The organism is Aromatoleum petrolei (assembly GCF_017894385.1).
GTDB lineage: Bacteria > Pseudomonadota > Gammaproteobacteria > Burkholderiales > Rhodocyclaceae > Aromatoleum > Aromatoleum petrolei.
The window spans coordinates 5,067,397-5,092,110 of the sequence record NZ_CP059560.1 but is presented as its reverse complement, the minus strand read 5'-3'; the positions used below and the strand labels follow the sequence as shown (position 1 = coordinate 5,092,110).

At 63.7% G+C, this 24,714-nt stretch carries 21 protein-coding genes; 4 read left to right on the top strand and 17 right to left on the bottom strand.

All coding sequences use genetic code 11. The features are described from left to right. Positions 1–32 precede the first annotated feature (32 nt). Positions 33–1,493, bottom strand: coding sequence for an IMP dehydrogenase (gene guaB, locus ToN1_RS23310; RefSeq protein ID WP_169205527.1), 1,461 nt, complete (start codon positions 1,491–1,493; stop codon positions 33–35). A gap of 83 nt (positions 1,494–1,576) precedes the next feature. On the opposite strand from guaB, the gene ToN1_RS23305 reads away from it, so the two are divergent. After that, on the top strand, positions 1,577–2,125 hold the full coding sequence (locus ToN1_RS23305) for a DUF4124 domain-containing protein (protein WP_169205526.1): 549 nt from the start codon (positions 1,577–1,579) through the stop codon (positions 2,123–2,125). Positions 2,126–2,164: 39 nt separating this feature from the next. On the opposite strand, the gene ToN1_RS23300 is transcribed toward ToN1_RS23305, so the two are convergent. Both ToN1_RS23300 and ToN1_RS23295 read right to left on the bottom strand, forming a co-directional pair. Then, a complete protein-coding gene (locus ToN1_RS23300; protein ID WP_169205525.1) occupies positions 2,165–2,485 on the bottom strand; it encodes an RnfH family protein in 321 nt (106 codons plus the stop codon). A gap of 2 nt (positions 2,486–2,487) precedes the next feature. Continuing rightward, complete coding sequence (locus ToN1_RS23295) at positions 2,488–2,925, bottom strand: type II toxin-antitoxin system RatA family toxin (protein ID WP_169205524.1); 438 nt, start codon at positions 2,923–2,925, stop codon at positions 2,488–2,490. Positions 2,926–3,039: 114 nt separating this feature from the next. Between ToN1_RS23295 and smpB the strand changes: the two genes are divergently transcribed. Further along, positions 3,040–3,486, top strand: a complete 447-nt coding sequence (gene smpB, locus ToN1_RS23290) for an SsrA-binding protein SmpB (protein ID WP_169127511.1) — start codon at positions 3,040–3,042, stop codon at positions 3,484–3,486. A gap of 16 nt (positions 3,487–3,502) precedes the next feature. On the opposite strand, the gene ToN1_RS23285 is transcribed toward smpB, so the two are convergent. The 4 genes from ToN1_RS23285 to ToN1_RS23270 form a co-directional block, all read right to left on the bottom strand. After that, entirely contained in the window at positions 3,503–5,062 is a 1,560-nt protein-coding gene (locus tag ToN1_RS23285) for a protein adenylyltransferase SelO (protein ID WP_169205523.1), read from the bottom strand. A gap of 82 nt (positions 5,063–5,144) precedes the next feature. Then, positions 5,145–6,560: an ABC transporter permease gene (locus ToN1_RS23280; RefSeq protein WP_169205522.1), complete on the bottom strand. Its 1,416-nt coding sequence runs from the start codon at positions 6,558–6,560 to the stop codon at positions 5,145–5,147. A 3-nt stretch (positions 6,561–6,563) separates the two neighbouring features. Then, positions 6,564–7,541 carry an ABC transporter permease gene (locus ToN1_RS23275; RefSeq protein WP_169205521.1) on the bottom strand — a complete coding sequence of 326 codons (978 nt, stop codon included), beginning with the start codon at positions 7,539–7,541 and terminating at the stop codon, positions 6,564–6,566. Then, a complete protein-coding gene (locus ToN1_RS23270) occupies positions 7,541–9,712 on the bottom strand; it encodes an ABC transporter substrate-binding protein (RefSeq protein ID WP_169205520.1) in 2,172 nt (723 codons plus the stop codon). Before ToN1_RS23270 ends, ToN1_RS23275 begins: the two co-directional genes overlap by 1 nt. Positions 9,713–9,840: 128 nt before the next feature. Between ToN1_RS23270 and fabI the strand changes: the two genes are divergently transcribed. Beyond that, the gene (gene fabI, locus ToN1_RS23265) at positions 9,841–10,632 is read left to right on the top strand and encodes an enoyl-ACP reductase FabI (protein WP_169127521.1); all 792 of its coding nucleotides are present in this window, start codon (positions 9,841–9,843) and stop codon (positions 10,630–10,632) included. A 129-nt stretch (positions 10,633–10,761) separates the two neighbouring features. Here the strand turns inward: fabI and ToN1_RS23260 are convergent, their stop codons facing one another. Both ToN1_RS23260 and clpB read right to left on the bottom strand, forming a co-directional pair. Further along, positions 10,762–12,660 carry a SurA N-terminal domain-containing protein gene (locus ToN1_RS23260; RefSeq protein WP_169205519.1) on the bottom strand — a complete coding sequence of 633 codons (1,899 nt, stop codon included), beginning with the start codon at positions 12,658–12,660 and terminating at the stop codon, positions 10,762–10,764. 179 nt (positions 12,661–12,839) lie between these two features. Beyond that, complete coding sequence (gene clpB, locus ToN1_RS23255; protein WP_169205518.1) at positions 12,840–15,419, bottom strand: ATP-dependent chaperone ClpB; 2,580 nt, start codon at positions 15,417–15,419, stop codon at positions 12,840–12,842. A gap of 279 nt (positions 15,420–15,698) precedes the next feature. Between clpB and ToN1_RS23250 the strand changes: the two genes are divergently transcribed. Further along, entirely contained in the window at positions 15,699–16,202 is a 504-nt protein-coding gene (locus tag ToN1_RS23250; RefSeq protein WP_169205517.1) for a phasin family protein, read from the top strand. A gap of 68 nt (positions 16,203–16,270) precedes the next feature. Here the strand turns inward: ToN1_RS23250 and moaE are convergent, their stop codons facing one another. The 8 genes from moaE to lpdA form a co-directional block, all read right to left on the bottom strand. After that, the gene (moaE, locus tag ToN1_RS23245; protein WP_169205516.1) at positions 16,271–16,732 is read right to left on the bottom strand and encodes a molybdopterin synthase catalytic subunit MoaE; all 462 of its coding nucleotides are present in this window, start codon (positions 16,730–16,732) and stop codon (positions 16,271–16,273) included. 3 nt (positions 16,733–16,735) lie between these two features. Next, the gene (gene moaD / locus ToN1_RS23240; RefSeq protein WP_169205515.1) at positions 16,736–16,990 is read right to left on the bottom strand and encodes a molybdopterin converting factor subunit 1; all 255 of its coding nucleotides are present in this window, start codon (positions 16,988–16,990) and stop codon (positions 16,736–16,738) included. Between the two features lie 4 nt (positions 16,991–16,994). After that, positions 16,995–18,200, bottom strand: coding sequence for a molybdopterin molybdotransferase MoeA (locus ToN1_RS23235; protein WP_169205514.1), 1,206 nt, complete (start codon positions 18,198–18,200; stop codon positions 16,995–16,997). Beyond that, the gene (gene mobB / locus ToN1_RS23230; RefSeq protein WP_169205513.1) at positions 18,190–18,690 is read right to left on the bottom strand and encodes a molybdopterin-guanine dinucleotide biosynthesis protein B; all 501 of its coding nucleotides are present in this window, start codon (positions 18,688–18,690) and stop codon (positions 18,190–18,192) included. Before mobB ends, ToN1_RS23235 begins: the two co-directional genes overlap by 11 nt. 38 nt (positions 18,691–18,728) lie before the next feature. After that, a complete protein-coding gene (locus ToN1_RS23225) occupies positions 18,729–20,063 on the bottom strand; it encodes a hypothetical protein (RefSeq protein WP_169205512.1) in 1,335 nt (444 codons plus the stop codon). Between the two features lie 24 nt (positions 20,064–20,087). After that, positions 20,088–22,043 carry a DNA repair helicase YoaA gene (gene yoaA / locus ToN1_RS23220; protein ID WP_169205511.1) on the bottom strand — a complete coding sequence of 652 codons (1,956 nt, stop codon included), beginning with the start codon at positions 22,041–22,043 and terminating at the stop codon, positions 20,088–20,090. Positions 22,044–22,080: 37 nt separating this feature from the next. Beyond that, positions 22,081–23,193 (bottom strand): cell division protein ZapE, encoded by a 1,113-nt coding sequence (zapE, locus tag ToN1_RS23215; RefSeq protein WP_169205510.1) that lies wholly within the window; start codon positions 23,191–23,193, stop codon positions 22,081–22,083. A gap of 88 nt (positions 23,194–23,281) precedes the next feature. Next, on the bottom strand, positions 23,282–24,712 hold the full coding sequence (gene lpdA, locus ToN1_RS23210; RefSeq protein ID WP_169205509.1) for a dihydrolipoyl dehydrogenase: 1,431 nt from the start codon (positions 24,710–24,712) through the stop codon (positions 23,282–23,284). Positions 24,713–24,714: the final 2 nt, after the last annotated feature.

Genomic DNA, 24,714 nt, shown 5'->3' with positions numbered 1-24,714 from the left:
CCGGATGGGCCGCCTTCGGGATCGGGATCGGATCAATCCACGTGGTAGTTGGGCGCTTCCTTCGTGATCTGCACGTCATGAACATGCGATTCGCGCACGCCCGCCGAGGTAATCTCGACGAACTCGGCCTTACGGTGCATTTCGTCGATCGTGGCGCAGCCAAGGTAGCCCATCGACGCGCGCAGGCCGCCCACCAGCTGATGGATCACCGCCGTAACGGCCCCCTTGTAGGGAACTCGACCCTCGATACCCTCGGGCACGAGCTTGTCGGCATTGCCGTCGGATTCCTGGAAGTAGCGGTCCGCCGCGCCCTGCTGCATCGCGCCGAGCGAACCCATGCCGCGGTAGGACTTGTACGAGCGCCCCTGATACAGCACCGTTTCGCCGGGAGCCTCCTCGGTGCCGGCGAACAGGCCGCCCAGCATCACGACGTTCGCGCCTGCGGCGATCGCCTTGGAAATGTCGCCCGAAAAACGGATGCCGCCGTCCGCAATCAGCGGGATTCCAGTGCCTGCGAGGGCCGTCGCCACGTTGTCGATGGCCGTCACCTGCGGCACGCCCACGCCCGCGACGATACGCGTCGTGCAGATCGAACCGGGCCCGATGCCGACCTTCACTGCGTCCGCACCGACATCGGCCAGCGCGCGAGCCGCCGCAGCGGTGGCGATGTTACCGCCGATCACCTCGACATGCGGGAAATTCTTCTTCACCCACCTCACGCGATCCAGCACGCCTTGCGAGTGACCGTGTGCCGTATCGACGACGACGACGTCCACGCCCGCCTCGACCAGCGCCTCGGCACGCTCTTCCGTGCCGGCACCGACGCCGAGCGCCGCACCGACACGCAGCCGACCGAGGTCGTCCTTCGCGGCCAGCGGGTGTTCGGTGGACTTCATCATGTCCTTCACGGTGATCAGCCCGCGCAGCTCGCCGATGTCGTTCAGCACCAGCACGCGCTCCAGGCGGTGCTTGTGCATCAGACGGCGAGCATCCTCGAGACTGTCGCCTTCCTTGACAGTGACCAGCCGATCGGACGGTGTCATGATTGCCGCAACGGGCTGATCGAGATTCGTCTCGAAGCGCACGTCACGGTTGGTGACGATGCCGACCACGCGCTTGCCCTCGACGACCGGCAGGCCCGAGAACTTGTGCAGCCGCGTCAGCGCCACGACTTCGCGCACGCTCATGGTGGGCGGAATCGTGATCGGATCCTTGAGAACGCCCGATTCGAAGCGCTTGACCTTCGCGACCATGCTGGCCTGCTGCTTGACCGGGAGGTTCTTGTGGATGATGCCGATGCCGCCTTCCTGCGCCAGCGCGATGGCCAGGCGGGACTCGGTCACCGTATCCATCGCGGCGGATACCAGCGGAATATTGATGTTGATGTTGCGCGTCAGCTGTGCCCGCAGGCTGACATCGCGGGGGAGAACCGTTGAGTGGGCGGGGATGAGAAGGACGTCATCGAACGTCAGCGCCTTCTGAATCACTCGCATGGCTTCTATCCTTTCGGCCAAATCCGTATTATACAGACGCCGCGCACTCATGGTAAGCGGCGCTTTTCAATGGAGCCCTTTCGATGCGTCGTCTTAGCCTGCTCGTACTGAGCCTGACCCTCGCTCTGCCCGTTGTTGCACAGGTGTATCAGTGGCGCGACGCTCAGGGGCGCATCAACTACTCGGACACGCCGCCCCCGACCGGTGCAGCGAAGACGGTCAAGCCGACCAGCCGCCCCAAGACGCCGGCGGCCGATGAGGCCGTGCCGGACGAGTCCGGCGAGGCAGCGCCACAGAATCCGGCTGCGGAAGGTGCAGCGGGCGAGACGGGCAAGCAGGCCAAGGAAAAGGCCGCCCCGTCCAAGCCCAAGACCATGGCGGAGAAGGAAACAGAATTCCGTCAGCGCAAGGTGGCTGCAGCCGAGGCCGAAGCGAAAGCGGAAAAGGATCGTCAGAGGGCCGCGGAAGTCGCCCGCTACTGCGACCAGGCGCGCAGCCAGATCGCCGGGCTTAAGAACAGTCGCCGCGTCACGCGTTTCAACAGCGAAGGCCAGCGCGAACTGATGGACGATGCTGCACGCACGGCCGAGATCGAGCGTTCGCAGCGCTACATTGACGAGAACTGCAAGTAGGCGCCGCGCCCGGATGCGTCCGGGAGGCGCTCATGGCCCTCACTCCTCGGCCGGGCCGCCACCCTTTTTCATTACCTTGCCTTCCTCTGCACGCTTCTTTCGTACCGCTTTCGGATCGGCGATTAGCGGCCGGTAGATTTCCACGCGGTCGCGGTCGCGCAGCGCAGTATCCAGGCGCGTGAGTTTGGCGAACACGCCGACCTTGTTGGGTCCGTCGAGTTCGATGTCGGAGTGCTTCACGAGGATTCCGGACGCTTCGATCGCATCTCGCACCGTCGCCCCCTCGGCGACGCGGACCTTGATCAGCTCCTGCTTCGAAGGAAGTGCGTAGGAAACTTCGACGTCAATGAATGCGGCCATTGTCATCCCTTCGGGTGCACCTGTTGCGCACGCTTGATGAACGATTCCACGAAGGTGTTCGCGATGTGGCTGAACACAGGACCGAGCACCTTCTCGAGCAGCTTGCTGGAAAACTGGTAGTGCAGGTTGAATTCCACCTTGCACGCCGTGTCGCCGAGGGCAGTGAAGCGCCACAGGCCGTCCAGATGCGTGAAGGGCCCTTCGCGCAGCCCGATCTTCATCTCCCGTGGATATTCCTTCGCGTTCTCGGTCGTGAAATTCGCCTTGATGCCGTGATAGCTGATGTGCAGCGTCGCAACCGTCCTGGTGTCGGTGCGTTCCTGCACCTCGGCGCCTCCGCACCAGGGGAGGAATTGCGGATAGTCTTCACAGCGGTCGACGAGCTCGAACATCTGCGCGGGAGTGAACTCGATCAGAACCTGTTTTCTGACTTCTGCCATGTGCGTGTAGGACCGGCGCTTTGCCGAGCTGCTAAAATGCGCGATTCTACCGCAACGCACCGCCAACGGCCGCTTCCCGAGAAGCGACCCCGCGGCACAGGATCCCGGAACCCCATGAGCATCATCGACAATCGCAAGGCCTATCATGACTACTTCATCGAAGAGAAGTATGAGGCCGGGCTCGTGCTCGAAGGCTGGGAAGTCAAGGCGATCCGGGCCGGCCGTGCGAACATCAAGGAAGCCTACGTGATCATCCGCAACGGGGAGATCTTCATCCTCGGCATGCACATCACGGCGCTGCCCGCTGCGTCATCGCACATCAAGCCGGATCCCGTGCGCACGCGCAAGCTGCTTCTGCACGGCAACGAGATCTCCAAGCTCATCGGCAAGGTCGAACGCGCCGGCTACGCGCTCGTGCCGCTCGACCTTCACTACACCAAGGGCCGCATCAAGGCGCTTATCGGCCTGGCGAAGGGCAAGAAGCAGTACGACAAGCGCGAGGACGCCAAGCAGCGCGACTGGGAGCGCGACAAGGCGCGCCTGATGAAGGTCAAGGTCTGACGCGACGACCAGCGGCCTACGAGCTGCAGGAAAGCATCGAGCACCCCGCGCGGTTGCGCGCCCAGTCCGGGCGGCGCGCCGCGAAACGCTCGCGACCGGGCTGTTCGTCGTAGGGGCGGCGCATTACGTCGAGCAACTCGGACACGAGGGAATCGTCGCCCTGCTCCGCCGCGTCGATCGCCTCCTGCGCCAGGTAATTGCGCAGCACGAAGCGCGGGTTGACCGCGTTCATGCGTGCTTGCCGCAGCTCGACGGGCAATCCGTCGGCGCGTAGCCGCGCGGCGTAGCGCTCAAGCCACGCTGCGAACGCGGCCTCGTGTTCGCAGCGCTTGTCATGCGAATAGAAGGCTTCCTCCAGCGGTTGGATCGTCGGTGCCTCGGGGTCGATGCGGGCGAGCTCGCGGAACAGTATCGTCATGTCGACTTCTGCAGCGGTCATAAGCTCGTGCAGGGTTTCGACGAGCTCGTCGTCCTCGTCACGCAGCGCCTCGAAGCCCAGCTTCGCGGCCAACATGCGACGGCTTTCCGTTTCGTACACGGTCGCGTAGCGTGACAGGGCGTCCTGCAGCGGCTCGACAGCACCGAAGGCAGGATACAGCGCATTTGCCAGCTGGAGCAGGTTCCATTGCGCGACGTGGGGCTGGTTGCCGAAGCGGTATCGGCGCCCCTGCGCATCGGTCGTGTTCGGTGTCCATGCAGGGTCGAAATTGTCGATCCACCCGTAGGGACCGTAGTCGATCGTCAGCCCGAGGATCGACATGTTGTCGGTGTTCATCACGCCATGCACGAACCCCACGCGCATCCAGTGGGCGACGAGCCGCGCAGTGCGATCGCACACCGCGTGGAACCATTCCACCCGCCGCGTCGCCGTGTCGCCCGTGATCTCGGGAAAGTCGCGCGCAATCGTGAAGTCGATCAATTTTTGCAGCACGTCCTGATCGCCGCGTGCGGTAAAGATCTCGAAATTCCCGAAGCGGATGAACGAGGGGGCAACGCGGCAGACGACCGCTCCCGGCTCCGCCTGCGGACGTCCGTCGTAGAACATGTCACGGATCACGGCCTCGCCCGTGGCAACGATGCTCAGGGCACGCGTGGTGGGGATTCCAAGGTGGTGCATCGCCTCGCTGCACAGGAACTCGCGAATCGACGAACGCAACACTGCACGTCCGTCAGCGCGGCGCGAGTATGGCGTCGGCCCGGCCCCCTTGAGCTGGAGCTCCCATCGCTCCCCGTCCGCATTGACGGTTTCTCCGAGCGTGATCGCACGCCCGTCACCCAGCTGTCCCGCCCAGTTGCCGAACTGGTGGCCGCCATAGCATGCGGCGTAAGGCTCCATTCCGGGCACCAGTGCGTTTCCGGCGAAGACTTGGGCAAACTCGGGCGAGCGGATGTCCGTCTCGTCCAATCCGACCAGCCGCGCGACCTCGGGCGACCACGCAACCAGGCGCGGCGCGCCGACCGGCGTCGGCATCACGCGCGAATAGCAGGCGCCATGCACCTGACGGACATGCAGCGACTCTTCGGGATCGCCCGGCAGTTCGCGCACGAAGCGATTGTCGAAATCTAGTTTTTTCATTGTGTGGTGATGATTGGGGTTGGGGCTGCCCATCTAAGACGGCCGTCACGGCGCTTTGGTTCGCGGGCGCCGTCCCCCGCGCTCAGGATCGGCGGGGGTCGAAGGCATCGCGCACGACGTCGGCGAACAGGTTCGCCGACAGCACGAGCACGAACATGAAGGCGAAGGCGGCCATCAGCGACCACCACACCATGGGTTCGCGCGCGAGCTCCGCACGCGCCATGTTGATCATCGTGCCGAAGCTGATCGTGGTCGGATCCACCCCGATCCCGACATAGGAAAGGACCGCTTCGGCCAGCACGAGACCGGAAAAATCCATCACCAGGGCGATCAGCACGATGTGCATCACGTTGGGCAGCACGTGACGGCGCAGGATGGCGGGCGTGCCGACCCCGAAGGCGCGGGCCGCCTGCACGTATTCCAGTTCGCGCAGCTTCAGCGTCTCACCGCGCAGCAGCCGGCACAGACCGGTCCAGCTCGTGATGCCGAGGATGAGGCACAAGGCCAGGAGTCGTGCATCGGCACGCTCGGCGGCAGTCGAAAACCATTGGGGGTGAGTGTCGATCACCACCTGCATCATCAGCACGGCCGCAGCGATCAGCAGCACGCCGGGAATGGCATTGAGCACCGTATAGACGTACTGGATCACATCGTCGACCCAGCCGCCGAGATATCCCGCCATGATTCCCAGCGCGACGGCGAACGGCAGCATCACGAGCGTTGTCAGCGTCCCGATGATCAGTGCGGTGCGCACGCTCTTGAGCGACAGGTACAGCACATCCTGCCCGACCTTGTCCGTGCCGAAGACGTGGTAATACGGCGCAAGCTTGATCGCGAGAATCGACACGAGCAGGACGCAGCCAAGCGTCACCAGTGCCGATCGCCACGCCAGTACCGTCTCGCCTCGCCACACGGCACGCACCGCCTGGCGCATCCCGTTTCCGCGCCTGCGCGCCAGAATCACGACAAGGATCGCCGCCACGGTGATCCAGAGTTCCAACGCACCTGCGACGCCGGTTGCGAGCCGTTTTGCGAGATCCGCATCGCGCTTGCTCATGTCCTCGCCGAGATGGGCCCCGCCCCATGTCAGTCGCGGGTAGATTCGCGCCTGCCCGCCTCCCGGCAGCTCGACGGTCTCGCGCGCATACAGCTCGGTCGCGAACGGCGCCGAATAGGTCTTCTCGACGCGCGTGCGCAAGGGGGCGAGCAGCACGTCCAGCGCACTCAGCACCTCCGACGAATAGGCGACCGGCGCATTTGCCGGCGCCCCCTCGGTCGCCGGAAGTTGCTGCCGGAAATGGAGGCTGTCGACGAGCCCGATCGCCAGGAAAGCGAGCAGTATCACCGCGGCCGCCATGCCGCTCGGCCGACTCCCGACCCTGCGCCACGCGGCGCGCAGCGGCGCCTCCCTGCGGACGTGGACGATCGTGAAGACCCCCATCCCGAGCAGCAGGAAGAACAGCGCATCGGTCCACAGCAGAACCGGCAGGAATCCCATCGCCTACTCCAGCCTCACGCGGGGATCGACCAGCGTATAGGAAATGTCGGTCAGGATCAGGCCAACGATGTAGAGCACCGAACCGATGAACACCATCGCCCGAACCACGGCGAAATCCTGCGCGTTGATCGCGTCGATGGTGTAGCTGCCCAGCCCCGGGATACCGAAGAACGACTCGACCAGCAGGCTGCCCATGAACAGCAGCGGTATCACCACGACGACTCCAGTGAGGATCGGGATCATCGCGTTCTTGAGCACATGCCTGAACAGCACGGCGCGCTCCGACAAGCCTTTCGCCCGCGCCGTCCGCACGTAGTCGCGCGAGATCTCCTCGAGGAAGATGGTCCGGTACCAGCGCGCATTCGACCCCACCCCGGCGATCACGCTGATCGCCACCGGCAGTACCAGGAAGCGCGCGGCGTCGAGACCCGGCGCGTAGCCCGAGATCGGCACCAGCGCCCACAGCTTGGAAACGAGCCACTGTCCGCCGATGATGTAAAAGAGGCTGGAAATCGACATCATCGCCACACACAGCACGACGCCCCAGAAATCCAGATAGCTCGCGCGGAAGAACACCAGGATCAGCGCCAGCGAGACCGATGCGAACAGGCCCAGCACGAAGGTCGGCAACGCCAGTGCGAGCGAAGGCCCCATGCGGTCGCGGATCTCCTGCGCGATGTCCCGTCCGTCGTCCGCGCGCCCGAAATCGAAGGTAAACATCTTCAGGGACTTTTGAAAGAAGATCGTGTCCGTGACTTGTGCACTCCCGTGCACGGCGGCATTGAAGAACAGCGGCAGATCATAGCCATGCTCGACTTTCCAGCGTTCAATCGCTTCCGGCGTCACGCGCTTCACGCCGAGCTGCATGCGCGCCATGTCGTCGGGCGAATTGACGACGAAGAACAGCCCGAAGGTGACGAGATTGACGCCGATCAGGATGGGGAGTGCGTACAGCAGCCTGCGCAGCACGTAAGCGAGCATCAGCGGCCGCCTCCCAATGCCGTCGCACGTTCGCGCCTGCGGTAATGGACGAAGGCCGGTGCGATCGCGGCAAGCGCGAGCAGTCCGACGAACACCAAGGGCCATACCACCGGCCGATTCCATTCCGCGCGAGCCGCCGAGCGCCGCTCGAGGTCGATGCGCTGGTACTTCAGCGTATTGCGCACCATGCTCCCCGTCTTGCGATTCATTACCCAGCCGTGCTGTAGTGAGTACGCCTTCGGGTGGAAGCCGAAGATCCACGGCGCATCGTGCTGCAGGATCGCCACCATGCGATCGATGACCACCTGCCGCTCGGCACCGTCCGGCATGCTTTTCATCTTCTCGAACAGACGGTCGTACTCGGGATTCACGTAGTTGGCCGCGTTCTGGCCCGACTCCTTCACCTTTGCCTGCGCACCGTGCAACAGGAAGAGCATGTTCTCCGGGTCTGGATAGTCGGCGTTCCAGCCGAAGAAGAACAGTTGCGCGTTGCCCTCCCGGATCTTGTCCTGGAAGCGGTTGTAATCGGTCGCGCGCACCACGAACTGCACTCCGAGTTCGCGGAACTGCTTGGCCAGCCAGTCGGAGCGCGACTTGTCGCCCAAGCCGCCCGGCGTCGTGTCCAGATTCAGGATCAGCGGCTCCCCGGTCTTCGCATCGCGCCCGTCGGGATAGCCCGCCTCGGCCAGCAGGCGGCGTGCCACCTCCTTGCTGCGCCGGACCGCCCGCCCGTCACGCCATTCGTACACCACCGGATTGATGCCCGCCTCACCGTCGCGTGCGCCGAAGATACCCGGAGGAATCGGATGCATCGCCGTCACGCCGCGCCCATTCAGGAAAATCGACACGAACTCGTTCATGTCCAGCGCGACGGAGATCGCCTGGCGCAACTTGCGCGCCCGCGCCTGTCCCTCCGCATCGGCGCCCCCTCCGACCACGCTGTCGAGCATGTTGAAACCAAGGTAGAAGATCGAAGGCGACACCGACGTCAGCAACTCGATCCCTTGCGCGCGCATCTCGTCCGACAGCGACACCTCGCCCTGGCTCGTCATCGTCACCGCCTGATCGAAGTTGTCCGACGAGACCCCGGAAGCGTCGTAATAGCCCTGCAGGAATTTATTCCAGTACGGAATGCCTTCCCGCTCGCGCGTGAACACGACCTTGTCGATGAAAGGCATCGACTTGCCGCAATCTGCAAGCAGGCCGGCTTCCCGGTCGCCCGGTTCGCCTTCGCACGGAAAGCTCTCGCTGCGGAAATTCGGATTCCGCGCGAGCACCATGCGTGCGTTCGGATTGTTCTCCGACAGCATGTACGGCCCGGTCCCGATGGGCCACCAATCGAGCGTCAAATTGCGCTCGGCCATGCCCGGCTGACCGTAGAAACGATCCGCCTCGGGCGGGACCGGCGCAAAAAACGGCATCGACAGCCAATACAGAAACTGCGGATAGGCGCCCTTCAGAGTGATCCGGTAGGTGTAACGGTCGACGATCTCGATGCCAGGGATGGCGTGACGTTCCAGATCGAGCGCGTTTGAACCCTGCGAGGCCTCATCGGCCAGCGTCTTCTGCAAGGTCTTGAGGCCCGGAAGATACTCGGCGATGAGCTCGAAAATCGGCGAGTGCAGGCGCGGATGCGCAAGCCGCTTGATCTGATGGACGAAATCGCCCGCCTCCAGTTCGCGCGTGCCGGTCTCGGCAAAATCGGCGAGGCTGCGCACGCCTTCCAGATCGGCTGCGGACAGGCTCGCATAGCGCAGAGAGCCGTCTGCCTCCCGTGCCAGCGCCGGGTGGGGCTGGTACAGGATGCCCGGCCGGATCCGGATCTCATACACGCTCCTGGCAACCTGGGACGCAGGGGCGTTCTCCGGCAGTTCCCGCCCGGAATCGTCATAGCGCCGCACGAGCGGCATGGTCGCCGCGCTTCCCGGAATCAGCGTGTACGGCCGCTTCAGGTAGTGATACTGGAGCGGCGGCTCATAGATCTGATACAGGAAGGTCGCCTCGTCCTCACTATACGACTGCACCGGATCGAGGTGCTTTGGGCGGTCCGTGAATGCCGAGTACATGATGTTGCTTCCCCGCTCCGACGCCGGATAGGGGTCGTTCCACACCGGCCCGCAAGCAGCGAGCAAGGCGAAAAACACCAGCAGGAGCGGGAAACGGCGCAACATGGCGAGCGATTCTACCTGCAAGCCGGCGCGCTTCGTGCCACAAAGCGATGCGATCGAGATTGCGCACGTCGACCATCGGCGCCCATCAGCTATAATCCGCCGACCATCAAGAAGGAGCATTACCGAAAATGGGCTTTCTCGCCGGAAAACGCATTCTGATCACCGGACTGCTCAGCAATCGCTCGATTTCGTACGGCATCGCCAAAGCCATGCACCGTGAAGGCGCTGAACTCGCCTTCACGTACCAGAACGAACGCTTCCAGGACCGTGTAGCCAAGATGGCTGCCGAGTTCGGTTCGGACCTCATCTTCCCGTGCGACGTTCAGAACGACGAGGAAATCACGGCGCTGTTCGACCAGCTGGCGCAGAAATGGGATGGCCTCGACGGCCTCGTCCATTCGATCGCCTTTGCGCCTGGCGACGCCCTGGAAGGCGACTTCCTCGAGGGCTTCTCGCGCGAAGCGTTCCGCATCTCCCAGGAAATCAGCGCCGGCAGCTTCCCACTGCTCGCCAAGGCCGCACGTCCGATGATGAAGGGGCGCCGCGGCGCGCTGCTGACGATGTCCTACCTCGGAGCGGTGCGCACCATGCCCAACTACAACATCATGGGCCTGGCCAAGGCGAGCCTCGAGAGCGCCGTGCGCTATCTCGCCGTCTGCCTCGGCCCGGAAGGCACCCGTGTGAACGCGATCTCGGCTGGCCCGATCAAGACGCTGGCCGCGTCCGGCATCGGTAGCTTCAGCAAGCTGTTGTCGTTCAACGAGCACAACGCCCCGCTGCGCCGCAACGTCACCATCGAGGAAGTCGGCAACGCCGCAGCCTTCCTCTGTTCGGACCTTGCAAGCGGCATGACCGGCGAGATCATGTACGTCGATGGCGGTTTCAACACGACCGCGCTTGGCAACTCGGAACAGCCCTGATCTGAATCCTCGCCTCCGGCCGCGCATCGCGCGGCCCACAGCCGAAAGAGAACGCCCGATGCTCGCGCATCGGGCGTTCTCTTTTTTAGGTACTTGAAGGGCAGCCGTGGCGTACCCTTCCGCAGTCGCTCACTGCTGCTGCGGCCGCACGGCTGCCGTATTGATATTCACCGCATAACGTCCGCGCAGGGACTCGAGGAAGGCATTGAAATCGCGTTCGGCTACCAGACGTCGGTACTGACCTTCCAGCGCCTTCAGGCGGGGATCATCCTTCGCGATATCGACGCGGTTCACGCTCTCAATGCGGAAAACCGAATATCCGCCCCCCTGCGTCGCGGCCCCCACGTAGGCCGGCAGCTTGCTGCTCGCCGAGCCGAAAACCGCCGAAATCGCTGCCGGCGGCAGCTCGGGTTTCGCCCGTTGAACGGTGCGCGCGGCGCTCCATTCGCCCGGTACCGACTCGCCCTTCTGCAGCGCAGTGAGCGCAGCCTCGCCCCGCTCAACAGCGAGCTTTGCCGCCTGCTCCGCCTTCAGTTGCTGTTCAATCACGTTCTTGACCTGCTCGAACGGCGTCCGTTGAGCCGGCTGGTGCTCGACCACGCGGGCCGACACCAGCGTGCCGCGCGACACCTCGACGGCCTCCACGTTACGTCCCTTCGTTACGGCCTCATCCGCGAACAGGCTGTTCAGCAGTTTCTCGTTCGTGTAATCGCCCACCGCCCCGCCGACACGCTCGATCCAGTCCGTGGTGCGGATCTGCAGCTTCAGCGCGTCTGCCACCGGCTTCAGGCTGTCAGACTGCTCATACACGGTGTTCGAGAACACCTCGGCCTGCTCGGCGAACTTCTTGCTCGCCTCCTGACGCTTGAGTTCTTCGACGATCTCGCCCTTAACCTCCTCGAACGGGCGGGCGTGGGCCGGCTTGATGTCTGCGACTTCAATGATGTGGAAACCGAAATCCGAGCGCACCACTTCGCTGATCTGCCCCTTGCCGAGACCGAAGACGGCGTCCTCGAACGGCTTGACCATCGCACCGCGTCCGAAGAAACCGAGGTCGCCTCCACGCGATGCTGAACCGGGATCCTGCGACTCCGCCTTTGCAAGCTCCGCGAAGCGCTTAGGATCCGCACGCAGCTGTTTCAGGATGCCCTCAGCCTTTTCCTTCGCCTTCGCCACTTCGTCGGCAGAGGCATCCGCAGCCGCGGAAATCAGGATATGGCGCGCGCTGCGTTCCTCGGGCTGACTGAAGCGCTCAGCGTTCGCTTCATAAAACTTGCGCGCTGCCTCGTCCGCCACGCTGACCTGATCCAGCACCGCGTCCTGGTTGAAAACCACATACTCGGCCCGCAAGCGCGCCGGTCGCTCGAAGCGCGATCCGTTCGCATCATAGAATTGCCGGGCGGCGTCGTCAGCCAGCTTGACCTCTCCGGCGAAGCGGCTCACGGGGAACTGCATTTCGCTGACCTTCCGCTCCTCGAGCTGCGCCATCAGAAAGCGCCTGATTGATTCGCGCGAGGTGAACGCCGAGTCACCAACGGCCTGTGCGACCTGCTGCATTCGCAAGTCCTGAGCGAGACGCGACTCGAACATCGCCGGCGTCATGCCCTGAGCCCGCACGGCCGCTTCATAACGCTCGATCGAAAAGCGCCCGTCCTGCTGGAAAGCATCGACGCCCGCGATTACCTGCTGCAACTGCTGCGGCGTCACGATGAGCCGGTTTTCGGCCGCGTGCAGCGCCAGCAGACGCTGGTTCACGAGATTTTCCACCACCGAACGGCGGATTGGCTCCGAATCGAGCAACGCCCGATCCACCTCGCCCCCCATCGATTCGCGCAGACGGTCCTGCTGCTCGCGCAGCGCCTGATCGAACTCCGCGCTCGAAATCTTCGACTTGCCGACCGTGGCGACATCGGTCCCGCTCGGGCCATCCTGGAAATACGAATCCAGTCCGAAGAAAGCGAAGGGGACGATCAGCAGCGCAAGGATAATCTGCGCCACGCGTTTGTTATTGCGAACTGATTCCAGCATCGTTGGGTTCCGTGTATTCCCTGGGGGTAAGCGAAGGCAGTGTCGGTTGCCTGCATCGGGCAGGGATTATCGCATCGCGCGGGCCTGCGGACCAAACGTGATCCGCATCGAGATTGTCCGCGTGGTACAGAAGCGCGGGAGAGGCCTTGCCCCTCCCGCAACGGCACTCGGAGCCCCGCTCATCCCTTTGCGAAAGTGATGCTTCCTCCTTCGCCCCCGACCTTGATCTTGTCCTTCGCGGCAAATTGCCCCTCCAGGATCGCACGCGCCAGCGGATTCTCGATCCGCTCCTGAATGGCGCGCTTGAGCGGCCGTGCTCCGAATACGGGATCGAACCCGGCCGTTGCAAGCTCCTCGAGGGCGCTGTCGCTGACCTCGAGCGTCATATCCAGCCGCGCCAAGCGCTTTTCGAGATACTGCAACTGGATGCGGGCGATGCTCGCGATATGCTTTTCGTCGAGCGCATGGAAGACGACTACCTCGTCGATGCGATTGACGAACTCGGGGCGGAAGAAAGTCTTCACCTCGGCCATGACGGCGAGCTTGATGACCTGGTAGTCATCGCCGGACATCTGCTGGATCATCTGGCTGCCGAGGTTGGAGGTCATCACGATCACGGTATTCTTGAAGTCGACCGTGCGCCCCTGCCCGTCTGTCATTCTCCCGTCGTCGAGCACCTGCAGTAGCACGTTGAAGACGTCCGGATGAGCCTTCTCGACCTCGTCGAAGAGAATGACGCTGTAGGGCTTGCGACGCACCTGCTCGGTCAGATAGCCGCCTTCCTCGTAACCCACGTAGCCCGGAGGCGCGCCGATCAGGCGGGCAACCGAATGTTTCTCCATGAATTCGCTCATGTCGATGCGGATCAGGTGCTCCTCCGAGTCGAACAGGAACTCGGCGAGGGTTTTGCAGAGTTCGGTCTTGCCGACGCCAGTGGGGCCGAGGAAGAGGAAGGAACCGTACGGGCGATTCTCGTCCGACAGGCCGGCACGCGAGCGGCGGATCGCATCCGAAACGAGCCGCACGGCTTCGTCCTGGCCGACCACCCGGGAATGCAGACGCGATTCCATCTGCAGCAGCTTCTCGCGTTCGCCCTGCATCATCTTGCTCACCGGAATTCCGGTTGCCCGCGACACGACCTCGGCGATCTCTTCGGATCCGACCTGTGTCCGCAGCAGCTTGAACTTGCGCTCGCCGCTGCCCGCGGTCTCGGCGGCCTTGAGTTGTGCCTCCAGTTGCGGCAGTTTGCCGTACTGCAGCTCGGCGAGCTTGTCGTACTGACCTTTGCGCTGCATCTCGGCCATCTGGGCGCGCAGCTTCTCGATCTCTTCCTTGATGTGCTGGCTACCCTGCACACTCGCTTTCTCCGCGCGCCAGATCTCATCGAGGCTGGCGAACTCGCGCTCGAGCTTCTCGATTTCGTCGCGGATGAGGACAAGCCGCTTCTGCGAAGCCTCGTCGGTTTCCCTCTTGACCGCCTCCTGCTCGATCTTGAGTTGGATGAGACGGCGTTCGAGCTTGTCCATTGCTTCCGGCTTGGAGTCGATCTCCATCTTGATCCGCGCCGCGGCCTCGTCGATAAGGTCGATCGCCTTGTCGGGCAGGAAACGGTCGGTGATGTAGCGGTGCGACAGCTCGGCCGCCGCGACGATCGCGGGGTCGGTGATGTCCACGCCGTGGTGGAGCTCATACTTTTCCTGCAGTCCGCGCAGGATGGCGATGGTGGATTCGACCGAGGGCTCGTCGACGAGCACCTTCTGGAAGCGGCGTTCGAGGGCGGCATCCTTTTCGATGTACTTGCGGTATTCGTCGAGGGTGGTGGCGCCGATGCAGTGCAGTTCGCCGCGTGCGAGGGCCGGTTTCAGCATGTTGCCCGCATCGATAGCACCCTCGGCCTTGCCGGCGCCGACCATGGTATGGATTTCATCGATGAAGACGATGATGCGCCCTTCTTCCTGGGCGATCTCCTTGAGCACCGCCTTGAGGCGCTCCTCGAACTCGCCCCGGTACTTTGCTCCCGCGAGCAGTGCAGCCATGTCGAGCGAGAGCACGCGCTTGCCCTTGAGGGTTTCGGGCACCTCATCGTTGACGATGCGTTGGGCGAGTCCCTCAACGATCGCGGTCTTGCCCACGCCCGGTTCGCCAATCAGGACGGGGTTATTCTTGGTGCGTCGCTGGAGGATCTGAATCGCGCGTCGAATCTCGTCGTCGCGGCCGATGACCGGATCCAGTTTGCCGGCGCGTGCGCGGTCGGTCAGATCAAGGCAATATTTCTTCAGCGACTCGCGCTGGCCCTCCGCATCCTGGCTGCCTACGGACGCGCCGCCACGCACCGCCTCGATGGCGGCTTCCAGCGGCTTGCGTGACAGTCCGTGCTCCTTGAGCAGGCGGCCGGTCTCGCCCTTGTCCTCACACAAGGCGAGCAGGAACATCTCGCTCGCGATGAACTGATCGCCACGCTTCTGTGCCTCACGGTCGGCGACGTTCAGCAGGTTGGAGAGATCGCGACCGATCTGTACCTCGCCTCCATATCCTTCCACCTTCGGCAGGCGGGTCAGCAACTTGTCGAGTGCGGTCTTGAGCGGCGGCACATTCACGCCGGCGCGCTGCAGGAGCGAAACGGTGCCGCCATCGTCCTGGCCCAACATCGCGACGAGCAGATGCACGGGCTCAATGAACTGCTGATCGCCTCCGACCGCGACGCTCTGAGCATCTGAGAGGGCCTGCTGGAATTTTGTGGTGAGCTTTTCGAAGCGCATGTCGGCCATCCTTTGTCCGATTGGGGTTGACCTGTGATATGGGGCTTGCTGCACGCAATTCAACCTTCAAACCATCGGGATACGCTCACATTCGTGGTGACGGCGCGGCGCATGCGTCCAAACTCGGCACTCGGTGCTTGCTGCATTGCAGCATCCGTGTTCAAATACTATCGATAAGCTTTCACAGGTGCGGCGGTTTTTCGCCAACGTGCTATGTTGAAAGAATTCATGAGGGGCATCGAAGCCTCGACAACTTTTCAGCGCTCGTGGAGGAAGAACATGGCGATCAAGCAGGAACAGTTCAACGAAATCCAGAAGAAGAACTTCGAAGCGGCCATGCGCCTCGCTCAGATGTCGATCGAGAACTCGCAGCGCATCATGGAACTGCAGGTCGAGACCGCGAAGAGCCTCTTCGAAGAGGGCGTGCAGAACGCGAAGGCGCTCTCCTCCGCAAAGGATCCCAAGGAAGTTCTGGAGCTGCGTTCGCACTACACTCAGAGCGCGACCGAGAAGATGCTCGCCTGCGCTCGCGAAATGGCAGAGCTGGCCAGTCGCACCCAGGCCGAGGTTGGCAAACTGGTGGGCGAGCAGCTGTCGAGTGGTAGCAAGGACGTGTTCGAATCGATGCAGAAGATGTTCACAGGCATGCCGATCACCGATCAGAACGCCATGTCTGCAATCCAGAACGCGATGGACACCACGCGCGCTGCCTTCGAACAGATGAGCCGCGCCTCGACCGAGGCCTTCCAGATGTTCACCCAGCAAGGCAAGGGCAAGAAGTAATCCGGCCCTCTACATGCAAAACGGCGCCCGAGGGCGCCGTTTTCATTTCAGGGTAGCGAGCCTGCAGCCTAGCGGCCGCCCTGTTCCCAGCGCGCGGCCGCGGAGTCGTCGCTGTCACGGGCGTCGACCCAGCGTGCGCCTTCGGGAGTCTCTTCGAGTTTCCAGAACGGCGCGCGCGTCTTCAGGTAGTCCATGATGAATTCGCAGGCGGCGAAGGCCTCGCCGCGGTGGGCGCCGGCGACGCCGACAAAGACGATGCGGTCGCCGGGTTCCAGTCGCCCGAAACGATGGATCACCCTGACGCCATACAGCGACCAGCGCGCACACGCTTGCTCGATGATCTCCTCCAGGGATTTCTCGGTCATTCCCGGATAATGCTCGAGCGTCATCGCAGCGACGTTCGAGCCGCCGCTCACGTCACGCACCAGGCCGAGGAAGGTCGCTATCGCACCGACCTCGTTGCGCCCGGCCGAAAGGGCGGCGATCTCCGCCGCGACGTCGAAGTCTTCCGCCTGCACGCTCACCGTCATGATTCAGCCTCCGGTAACCGGGGGAAAGAAGGCGATCTCGTCGCCGGGCAAGACGGGGTCGGCCGGTGCTGCCATGCGCTGGTTGCGTGCGGCACGGACGTTGCGCCCTTCGCCAAGCGCCTTCCATTTTTCGCCGCGCTCGGCGAGAAAGGCGCGCAGTTCGCCGACGGTCGATACGCCGGATGGTAGAACGAAGCTCTCCTCGGTGCAGCCGAGCGCTTCCTTGAGTGATGCGAAATACAGGATCTTGACGGTCATGGTTTCAGCAAAGCAGTTCGCCGTAGGGGAGAAAACGGATCATCTCACCTTTTCGGACAGGCGTTTCGGCTGGCACGTCCGCGAGTCCCTCGGCCCACACGATGGATGACAAGGCTGCCGCGCCCTGGTTGCCGTGGATCTCCACGCCCCCCGAATCGTTGATGCGCGCGCGAAGGAATTCGCGCCGCCGGTCGGGGCGCGGCCAATCGAAGTCGGCGCGCAGCGTGAGTGCCTTGGGAAGTGCCGACGCAGCCCCCTGCGTTGCGAGGACGAAGGGGCGCACCATCAGCAGGAAGGTGACGAAGCTGGACACGGGATTGCCCGGCAGGCCGATGAAGGCCGTGGCGCCCACGTGGCCGTAGGCAAGCGGCTTGCCCGGCTTCATCGCAATCTTCCACAGCTCCAGCGAGCCTTCGGCCTGCACCGCAGGTTTGACATGATCCTCCTCGCCGACCGATACGCCGCCGCTGGTGAGGATCAGGTCGTGCCCTTGGGCGGCCTGGCGCAACACGGCACGCGTTGCGTCCAGCCGGTCGGGAACGATACCGAAATCGGTCACGGCGCAACCCAGCTGTTCGAGCAGCACCCGCAGCTGAAAGCGGTTCGAGTTGTAAACGCCGCCGGGGGGCAAGGCTTCGCCCGGCATGACGAGCTCGTCGCCGGTGGAAAACAGCGCAACCTGCATCCGGCGCACGACGGCCAGCTGGGCGATGCCGACCGATGCGGCAAGCCCGATTTCCTGGGCACGCATGCGGGTCGCCGCAGGCAGGATCACGTCACCGGTTGCGATTTCGCTGCCGGCGGCGCGCATCGCCTCTGCGGCGCGCGGGACGTGGTTGATGATCACCTCGTCGCCGGCATGCTCGCACAGCTCCTGCATGACCACAGCGTCCGCTCCGGGAGGCAAGGGAGCGCCGGTAAAAATGCGTGCCGCAGTACCGGGCTGCAGCGCCGTGCCCACGCTGCCGGCGGGTATCCGTTGAGATACCGGCAGGCGCGTTCCCGCAGCGGTCACGTCGCATGTGCGCACCGCGTAGCCGTCCATCATCGATGTGTCGAGCGCGGGTACCGAGATCGGCGAGCGAACGTCGGCAGCCAGCACGCGGCCGTGTGCCACGAGCGTATCGACCATCTCCAGGTCTCGGATTGGCCGGGCTTTCGCCAGCAGGCTCGAAAGCGCTTCGTCGAACGGCAGCATGTCAGGATTCATGGCGGGACGAATAGTCGAGAATGAATTGGACGATCTTGTCCGGCTCGTTAAGCGGTAGGAGGGGCAAGGGGCACTCCAGCGGGACGTCTGCCGCGACCGCGACGACGTGCGGATTCTCCTGCCACAGGGGGGGCTTGCCATGCGCCGGGCGATGGACCTCGACCTTCGGCACCGGCGCGGCCTTGAAGCCCTCTATGAGGACCACATCGCACGGCGACAGGACGCGCAGTTGCTCGTCCAGCGTCGGCTCGGCTGCCCCTCGCAGCTCATGCATCAATACCCAGCGGTCGTTGGACAGCATCAGTACCTGGCTCGCGCCTGCTTCCCGGTGACGATACGAGTCCTTGCCGGGTTTGTCGAGATCGAACCCGTGATGGGCGTGCTTGATCACCGACACGGACAGCCGCCGGGCATTGAAGCCGGGAATGAGCTTTTCGATCAGGGTGGTCTTGCCCGAGCCGGACCAGCCGGCGATACCGAATACGATCATCGTGTTGGTGTCTTCCGTGGGGAGAAGGGAAGAATAACTCAAGCGCCGCGCTGCGCGCACGGCAAGGCAACGACCGTTGCAAAACCGCCCCCGGGCGTGCGGAAGTTGGTCGTCTGCCCGCGGTACAGGCGCGCTGCGGCCAACTGGACCGTGCCACGATAGGCATAGATCCGAAGGTCCATCTTGAGATCAGTGGCCACACCCTCAATGGAGAGGCGCCGCGCGCTCGGGGGTACAAGCGCCTGGGCAATGTAATCGCCAGCGAGGATGTTCGCGAATACGCTGCGTGTCAGCTTGTCGCCACGGTACGCAGCCCTGCTGCCATACCCCGTTGCCGGCTTGAAGAACAGGTCACGCCGGTTCTTCCACAAGGAATCGCCATCCTCCGCACGTACCCGCACGGTGCGCGGGATGCCTTGCACGAGGATGCTACGTGTAGTGGCGTCGATACCCAGCGACTGCAGGAATTCGTCGTCGCACAGCAGTGCGAGGTTTCCCTTGTCCGCATATAGTGCGTGCGCGCGCGGGTGTGGCGTGATCAACGCTGCTTGCGACTGCCAGGCCACCGCGAGTGCGGCTGACGCGGGCTCGTCGAGGCTGAAGTCGGTGAGCCGGTTATACACGAGGTCCACTTCTTCGCCGTCGAGCAGGAGTCGCCCGTCGACGAATTGCAGTGCGGCGGGATCACAGATCCACGCCTTCAGTCCGTGGCGCTCGAACAATCGCTGGAAGAGCAGGAACTCGGGAAGGAGATACTGGCTCTGCGGGTCGCGATCAACGATCGCGACGGTTCGCAGCGGCGCGTCGCCGCGGACGGCTCTCCACTCCGAAACGAACATCTCGAAAAAGGCTCGTTCGGGGTCTCCCAGACCCCGCGCCGCCAGCGGCACCACTTCCGCGCAGCACGCGCGCTGAGCACGCGCGAGCGCGACGTTCAGCAGTCCGCCGCCGGCATTGGTGTTGATTTCGATGAGGCGCGGGCCGTCTGCCCCGAGGTGGAAATCGAAGCCGAGAAACACTCCGCTCGCCGCACAGGGAATGCGCGCGGTGGCGGGGGCGTGCGACAGCACGGCGGACTGCCAGCCTGGCAACTTGATGACGCACTCGACTGCCTCGACGAGTGAAGCCGCCGCATCGAGGTGCCGCTCGGCGACGAATGCGACCGAATCGGCAAAAAGGTGGGGCCGGGTCGCATTGATCGTTGCGAGCAATGCGCCGTCGCGCGGATCGCGTTCGAGCTCTGCCTTCAGCCGCGCATGATCCAGCGAAACGCACTGGCAGCCGCGATTCATGCGTTCGACGATGTCCTCGCAGTCGCCCTCCGCGATCGCCCGGATCAGCGGATCTGTCGCAAGTGCCGATGGCGCGGTCATTGGCGCTCCGTGATGAATGGCAAATCAGGCCCCGCGAGGTGGCGGGAGCTGTTCCAGGAATGCGACGGCGTCCGCTTCGGCGCGCGTGCGTCGCATCGGCGGCAAACTCCGCCAGACGATCTTGCCGTACTGCTTTTCGATCATCCGCGGATCGCAGATGCACAGCACGCCAAGATCGCGCTCACTGCGAATCAGGCGCCCTGCCCCCTGTTTCATGTTGATCACCGCACGCGGCAACTGATAGTGCATGAACGGATTGTGCCCGCTCTTCTGCAGATGCTCCACCCGCGCGGCGAGCACGGGGTCATCGGGCGGCGCGAAAGGCAACTTGTCGATGACGACCACCGACAGCGCGTCACCGGGCACGTCGACGCCCTCCCAGAAGCTCTGGCTCGCCACGAGCACCGCGTTCCCCATGCGCCGAAAGCGGTCGAGGAGCTCGGAGCGCGATCCTTCTCCCTGCAGCAATAGCGGCAATTCGTCTCCCGCGCGTTCGAGCCCCTCCGATATCAGTGCGTGAATGCGCTTCATCGCGCGCAGAGAGGTGCAAAGCACGAAGGTTCGTCCGCGCGCGGCGCGAATCAGGGGCAAGGCGATGCGCGCGACGGCCTCGGCATAGTCGGGGTGGTTCGGATCGGGCATCGCGGCCGGTGCGTACAGCAGCGCCTGCTTGGCGTAGTCGAAGGGGCTCCCCCACACGGCCGTGACCGGCGGCGGGTCGATCCAGCTTAAGCCCATTTCGTTGCAGTAGTGGGCGAAATTCTGCCCCACGGCCAGCGTCGCCGAGGTGAAAATCCACGCCCGCGGATGGCTTTCGAGCTGGCGCCGGAAGACGCCCGAGATATGTAGCGGGGTCGCGTTGAGCGCTGCGGAGAGCTGGAACACCTCCACCCAGCGGATGAATTCGCCCGCGTCTGGCGAGCGCCAGCGGACCAGCCGCTCGCCGATCTCGGCCGTGCGGCGCAGGCAGTTCGCGAGCCCTTCGCTGCGTTCGGCCTGGGTTTCGAGCACCGCCGCGAAGGCATCGATCTCGGCATTAAGAGCGTCGAGGCTCTTGTTGAAATCCGGCAGTGCGACGGCCTGTGCCGCCGACAGCCGCGCAGGTTCGCTTCCAAAAGCCAGCCGGAAATCGCGAGCCGCCTTCTCGAGCGCGCGGGTGGCGTCTATGAGTTCCCGGCAGTCGCGTGCGCCGGCGAGCGTCTCGGAGCGGGTGTCGCGCGCGAGTTCGAGAATTTGTGCCGTCGACACGCTCTCGCCGAAGAACAGGCTCGCCGTTTCGGGAAGTTGGTGGGCCTCGTCGAAAATCACCGCATTGCAGGACGGTAGCAGTTCCCCCATGCCCTCGTCGCGCAGCATCACGTCGGCGAAGAAAAGATGGTGATTCACGACCACCACGTCGGAATCCATCGCCGCGCGCCGCGCTGACAGCACGAAGCATTCCTTCACGTCGGGGCACTCCTGCCCCAGACAATTGTCACGCGTGGAAGTCGCGGCAAACCAGGCGGGCGAATCCTCGCGCACTTCGCTGCATTCGGCCTTGTCGCCGCTCTGCGTGATCTTGGCGAAGCGCGCGATCGTGCGCAGGTCCGCTGCGTCCTGCGCCGTGAGGAATCGCCCCTCGCGCTCGTTGCGCGCCAGGTGATAGGGACACACGTAATTCGCGCGTCCCTTCAGCAGCGCGATCGTGACGGGGACTTTCAGCGCAGCCCGGATGGTCGGAAGGTCGCGATTGAACAACTGGTCCTGCAGCGTCTTCGTCCCGGTGGAGAGGATCACCTTTCCGCCCGACAGGAGGGCGGGCACGAGATAGGCAAATGTCTTCCCGGTACCGGTGCCGGCTTCCGCCACCAGGACGCGATTCTCCCGCAACGCATCGGCAATCAGGCGGGCCATCTCGAGCTGCTGCGATCGCGGACGAAACGACGGAATCGCCTCGGCGAGCGGACCCTCGGGCGAAAAGGCTTTTTCAAGATCGATCATCGCGGACCCGAGGCTCCCAGGTTGGCCAATTTCGGGCTCAATCTACGCGGTGGCCCTGCGCGAGGTATTCCCGGCTGCGCATCTCGATCAGCCGGCTTACCGTGCGGACGAACTCATGCGCGTTATGCCCCTGCGTGTAGAGCTCGGCGGCGTCCACCTCGGCGCTGGCGATGAGTTTCACGCGGTGGTCGTACAAGACGTCGACAAGCCAGGTGAAGCGGCGCGCCTCGGAGGCGTTACCGGCGCTCATCCGCGGGATACCCGACAGGATCAGAGTATGGTGCTCCCGCGCGATCTCCAGGTAATCGTTCTGCGAGCGCGGCCCACCGCAAAGCGTCGCAAAGTCGAACCAGATCACGCCGGTCGCGTGCCCAAGCACCGCCAGTTTGCGTTCGAACAGGTCGATCTCTCCGGCAGCCGGTTCGCTTGCTGCCAGATGATAGAAGTCCTTGCGCATCTTGCGCTCCGCCGCGCCGTCTGCGGGAACGAGGTAGATCTCCATCTGCTCCAGGGTCCGCAGCCGGTAATCGGTGCCGTGGTCCACCTCGAAGACGTCGAAGCGCCGTTTGATCATCTCGATCGTCGGCAGGAAGTTGATGCGCTGCAGCCCGTTCGGATACAAGCCGTCGGGCGGGTAATTCGAGGTCATCACGAAGATGACGCCGCGTGCTAATAGCGCTTCGAGCAGGCGCCCCAGAATCATCGCATCGGCGATGTCGGACACGTGAAATTCATCGAAGCACAACAGCCGCGTTTCCTTGGCAACGCGGTCTGCCACCCGCTGCAGGGGATCCGGCTCTTTGTTGAATTCCCTCAGATCGTTCTGCACCTCCTGCATGAAAGCATGGAAATGCACCCGCCGCTTGCGTTGATACGGAACCGAGTCGTAGAAGCAATCCATCAGGAAGCTCTTGCCGCGTCCCACGCCTCCCCAGAAATACACGCTGCGGGGCATCTGCGGTCGGGTGAAGAGCTTGCGCAGGGTGCCGCGCCGCGCTGCCTTGAAACCCAGAAGATCGGAATAGAGTACCTGCAGGCGCTGCGCAGCAGCGCGCTGCTCCGGGTCCGATTTGTAACCACGAGCAGCGAGTTGGGCCTCGTAGGCCTCGAGCATCCCGTACTGCGGGACATTCAGGACGCGATGGGGCATGGAATCTGCCTGAAACCGTAATGCGAAAAAATGAGGGTGGTCCGGGATTATCCCGCACCACCCCGCGAGCGACCAGCCGAAAGGCCGATCAGAAGTGCAGCGGACGCTTATCCACTGCGAGGGCTGCTTCGTGCACAACTTCCGACAGGGTCGGGTGAGCGTGGCAGATGCGTGCCAGGTCTTCCGAGGCGCCGCCGAACTCCATCGCGACGACAGCTTCCGAGATCAGCTCGGATGCGTTGGCTCCGATGATGTGCACGCCGAGGATGCGGTCGGTCGTGGCGCAGGCCAGCATCTTGACGAAACCGGTTGGGTCGCCGGATCCGAGTGCGCGGCCGTTGGCCATGAACGGGATCTTGCCGGCCCGGTAGGCGACGCCTTCGGCCTTGAGCTGCTGTTCGGTCTTGCCGACCCAGGCGATCTCGGGCGACGTGTAGATCACGCCCGGAACCATGTCGAGGTTGCAGTGCCCGGCCTGCCCCGCGATGATTTCAGCGACCATGACAGCCTCTTCCATCGCCTTGTGTGCGAGCATGGGACCACGGACGACGTCGCCGACCGCGTAGACATTGGGCAGATTCGACTTGCAGTGCCCGTCGACGACGATCTGGCCGCGGTCATTCACGTTCAGACCGACTGCCGCAGCATTCAAACCGTCGGTATTCGGGACGCGGCCGACGGACACGATCAGGCGATCGCATTCCAGCTTGGCTTCCTTGCCGTCCTTGTCGGTGTAGGCGATGGAGACGCCCTTCTTCGACACCTTGGTGTCGCCGATCTTCACGCCGGTCTGGATCTTGAGTCCCTGCTTGGTGAAGACCTTGAGCGCTTCCTTGGCGACGTCGACATCGGCGAAGCCCATGAAATCAGGCAGCGCTTCCAGCACGGTCACTTCCGAGCCGAGACGACGCCATACCGAGCCCATTTCCAGGCCGATCACGCCGGCACCGATGACGCCGAGCTTCTTCGGCACCGAATCGAAATCCAGTGCGCCGACGTTGTCGCAGACAATCTTGTTATCGACCGGAATGCCCGGCAAGTGACGGGGCTTGGAACCGGTCGCAATGATGACGTGCTTGGCCTCCACCGTTTCATTGCCGACCTTGACCACATAACCGGCCGCACCCGCGCTCTCGAAGCTGCCATGGCCGGCCAGGAAGGTCACCTTGTTCTTCTTGAACAGGCCCTTGATCCCCTGCGTCAGCTGGTCGACGACCTTGTTCTTGCGACCGATCATCGTCGGCACCTCGATGCTCACGCCGCCGCTCACCTTGATGCCCTGGCCCTCGAACGAGTGCTCGGCCTCCTCGAAGAGGTGCGAGGTGTGCAGTAGCGCCTTCGACGGGATGCACCCGACGTTGAGGCAGGTGCCGCCAAGACGCGGCTCGCCCTTCGGATCGGCATACGGATTGGATTCCGCGCACGCCGTCTTGAAACCCAGTTGTGCGGCACGAATCGCCGCCACATACCCCCCAGGCCCGCCGCCGATGACGAGTACGTCGAATTGCTTGTCAGCCATCA

Bases quoted from the DNA above. Each gene is read 5' to 3' on its own strand.
- guaB (WP_169205527.1), bottom strand. From the start codon at position 1,493: ATGCGAGTGATTCAGAAGGCGCTGACGTTCGATGACGTCCTTCTCATC.
- ToN1_RS23305 (WP_169205526.1), top strand. From the start codon at position 1,577: ATGCGTCGTCTTAGCCTGCTCGTACTGAGCCTGACCCTCGCTCTGCCC.
- ToN1_RS23300 (WP_169205525.1), bottom strand. From the start codon at position 2,485: ATGGCCGCATTCATTGACGTCGAAGTTTCCTACGCACTTCCTTCGAAG.
- ToN1_RS23295 (WP_169205524.1), bottom strand. From the start codon at position 2,925: ATGGCAGAAGTCAGAAAACAGGTTCTGATCGAGTTCACTCCCGCGCAG.
- smpB (WP_169127511.1), top strand. From the start codon at position 3,040: ATGAGCATCATCGACAATCGCAAGGCCTATCATGACTACTTCATCGAA.
- ToN1_RS23285 (WP_169205523.1), bottom strand. From the start codon at position 5,062: ATGAAAAAACTAGATTTCGACAATCGCTTCGTGCGCGAACTGCCGGGC.
- ToN1_RS23280 (WP_169205522.1), bottom strand. From the start codon at position 6,560: ATGGGATTCCTGCCGGTTCTGCTGTGGACCGATGCGCTGTTCTTCCTG.
- ToN1_RS23275 (WP_169205521.1), bottom strand. From the start codon at position 7,541: ATGCTCGCTTACGTGCTGCGCAGGCTGCTGTACGCACTCCCCATCCTG.
- ToN1_RS23270 (WP_169205520.1), bottom strand. From the start codon at position 9,712: ATGTTGCGCCGTTTCCCGCTCCTGCTGGTGTTTTTCGCCTTGCTCGCT.
- fabI (WP_169127521.1), top strand. From the start codon at position 9,841: ATGGGCTTTCTCGCCGGAAAACGCATTCTGATCACCGGACTGCTCAGC.
- ToN1_RS23260 (WP_169205519.1), bottom strand. From the start codon at position 12,660: ATGCTGGAATCAGTTCGCAATAACAAACGCGTGGCGCAGATTATCCTT.
- clpB (WP_169205518.1), bottom strand. From the start codon at position 15,419: ATGCGCTTCGAAAAGCTCACCACAAAATTCCAGCAGGCCCTCTCAGAT.
- ToN1_RS23250 (WP_169205517.1), top strand. From the start codon at position 15,699: ATGGCGATCAAGCAGGAACAGTTCAACGAAATCCAGAAGAAGAACTTC.
- moaE (WP_169205516.1), bottom strand. From the start codon at position 16,732: ATGACGGTGAGCGTGCAGGCGGAAGACTTCGACGTCGCGGCGGAGATC.
- moaD (WP_169205515.1), bottom strand. From the start codon at position 16,990: ATGACCGTCAAGATCCTGTATTTCGCATCACTCAAGGAAGCGCTCGGC.
- ToN1_RS23235 (WP_169205514.1), bottom strand. From the start codon at position 18,200: ATGAATCCTGACATGCTGCCGTTCGACGAAGCGCTTTCGAGCCTGCTG.
- mobB (WP_169205513.1), bottom strand. From the start codon at position 18,690: ATGATCGTATTCGGTATCGCCGGCTGGTCCGGCTCGGGCAAGACCACC.
- ToN1_RS23225 (WP_169205512.1), bottom strand. From the start codon at position 20,063: ATGACCGCGCCATCGGCACTTGCGACAGATCCGCTGATCCGGGCGATC.
- yoaA (WP_169205511.1), bottom strand. From the start codon at position 22,043: ATGATCGATCTTGAAAAAGCCTTTTCGCCCGAGGGTCCGCTCGCCGAG.
- zapE (WP_169205510.1), bottom strand. From the start codon at position 23,193: ATGCCCCATCGCGTCCTGAATGTCCCGCAGTACGGGATGCTCGAGGCC.
- lpdA (WP_169205509.1), bottom strand. From the start codon at position 24,712: ATGGCTGACAAGCAATTCGACGTACTCGTCATCGGCGGCGGGCCTGGG.